Source organism: Yersinia pekkanenii (genome assembly GCF_001152565.1).
Taxonomy (GTDB): Bacteria; Pseudomonadota; Gammaproteobacteria; order Enterobacterales; family Enterobacteriaceae; genus Yersinia; species Yersinia pekkanenii.
The window spans coordinates 1-1,777 of record NZ_CQAZ01000155.1 but is presented as its reverse complement, the minus strand read 5'-3'; the positions used below and the strand labels follow the sequence as shown (position 1 = coordinate 1,777).

Genomic DNA, 1,777 nt, shown 5'->3' with positions numbered 1-1,777 from the left:
TCTGCCATTACATAGATAGCCACCATGATCGGGGAAGACCCATATAAATACAGTTAACTGGTGGGCGTGAAATCATGAAAGTTGAACTGGTTTACGATAAGCGAAACGTGAAAGAGATACCGGGCGCCAATGACCTGATTCTGGCTGAACTAACTAAGCGCGTGCATCGCGTCTTCCCCAAGGCTGAGGTCAAGGTTAAGCCCATGCAAGCGAATGGCATCAACACCGACGCCAGCAAAAGTGAGAAGGCTATTCTCAATCGGCTGGTTGAAGAAATGTTTGATGAAGCTGATCAATGGCTGGTTATCGATATTTAACTTGAGGGGGATTTATGCTGCGTATCGAAGTGACGATAGATAAGCTGAACGCGAAGAGTTTTCCTGTTGGCTACACCAATGCGCTGACGGAAGAATTGACTAATCGCCTCAGTCGTAAATTTGGCGATGTCGATGTGAAAGTGAGGTTCGCAGGTGCTGACGGGTTGACGGTGCTGGGTGGGGGAAACGAGGATAAAAAGACGGTCGAAGATATTTTGCAGGAAACGTGGGAAAGTGCTGATGATTGGTTTCAGCCATAGAGATATGAGTCGGCGAGAGGCTACCTCTATCGTAGCCTCATTCAATTTTCAGAATTTTGATCGCTATAATCGTTTGGAGTAATCAACTTAGATCCAATATGCTTGAACGGAAACTAATGTAGTAACAACAAGGAGAAGTTATGGATACGGTTGAGGAGTTGGGCGGAACTTACTTTTATCAAGGGCATACAAACCTAAGCCCTGCAGAATTATTCAATATTATCTTTCTTGAAAATTTCGCTGATCATACAGGCATGGAAATTGGAGCCGCAGCTATGATCCTTTCCGGTCAGCCGTATATAAAAGTAACAGGCAAGCTATCAGCAGCCAGTGCAACACCGGGAACCAGTGTCGCATCTAAGGTATCAAGATATTTACTAAAAGATTTGAGATTTCCCTATAATTTAAGGCCCTATTCTCCTGTAGGGCAAAATCTCTCAAAGCTAAAAATGGTACCCTCCAATAAAATCGCAACCTTTGTCGGGCGTTATATTCCTTGGCTTGGGTATGCTCAATTGGTGGCTATTCTTATGTTAGTAGCCCAAAACACTCGGAAAAAATACAATCTCATAGCCAGACCTAACGATCGTATTCAATGGACTTATTTCTGATGGGCAACGATAAATTAGAAACCGAAATCATCCAGTACCTGATGAATAAATATCCCATAAGGCAACACTGGTTTAAATCTGGCTTCAAACAGGTAACTAGAGACTGGACGTTGCAGGACGACTTCCGGTTTACCCCAGAGGATGCTCACGAATTTCTGTTAGATGTATTTGATCATTTCAATATTGATTACGAAAATTTTGATGGCAGAAATTACATTGAATATGAATACCCCATCTGGCAGAAAAAGCCAAAGAATCAGGAAATAAAACCGCTTACGGTTGGAATGCTTATCGATTCGGCCAAGGCGGGCCGCTGGCTATACGATTGAATAGACCGGGCCATTAAGCCCGGTTTTGATTGTTACTGAGGCGCTACTGGCCACTCAATATCAGGTGCCGCCGATATATCAACTTTAGTCAGCGTATAGCGATACTTTTGCCAGGCAGTCAGGCGTGGAATATCTTCGTCATCAATATAGCCGCCGTCTTTTGCATCACGCATCGGATCAATGACCTCTGATGCATGTGCAATAAGTTCTGCCTTTTTATGCTGAGCCAATAAAATGAGTTCAGCATGAGTCGGCGGTGG

At 43.8% G+C, this 1,777-nt stretch carries 5 protein-coding genes; 4 read left to right on the top strand and 1 reads right to left on the bottom strand.

Translation table 11 applies throughout. The features are described from left to right. The first annotated feature begins 74 nt into the window (after positions 1 to 74). From AEP37_RS23580 to AEP37_RS23565, 4 genes are all read left to right on the top strand, one after another. Positions 75 to 317, top strand: a complete 243-nt coding sequence (locus AEP37_RS23580; RefSeq protein ID WP_049615609.1) for a DinI-like family protein — start codon at positions 75 to 77, stop codon at positions 315 to 317. A gap of 14 nt (positions 318 to 331) precedes the next feature. Continuing rightward, the gene (locus AEP37_RS23575; protein ID WP_082170909.1) at positions 332 to 577 is read left to right on the top strand and encodes a DinI-like family protein; all 246 of its coding nucleotides are present in this window, start codon (positions 332 to 334) and stop codon (positions 575 to 577) included. Between the two features lie 140 nt (positions 578 to 717). Beyond that, positions 718 to 1,188, top strand: coding sequence for an STM2901 family protein (locus AEP37_RS23570; RefSeq protein ID WP_049615608.1), 471 nt, complete (start codon positions 718 to 720; stop codon positions 1,186 to 1,188). Further along, on the top strand, positions 1,188 to 1,517 hold the full coding sequence (locus AEP37_RS23565) for a DUF1493 family protein (protein ID WP_049615607.1): 330 nt from the start codon (positions 1,188 to 1,190) through the stop codon (positions 1,515 to 1,517). Before AEP37_RS23570 ends, AEP37_RS23565 begins: the two co-directional genes overlap by 1 nt. 32 nt (positions 1,518 to 1,549) lie before the next feature. Here the strand turns inward: AEP37_RS23565 and AEP37_RS23560 are convergent. Further along, the coding region (locus AEP37_RS23560; protein ID WP_049615606.1) for a tail fiber assembly protein at positions 1,550 to 1,777 on the bottom strand (228 nt) is incomplete at its 5' end.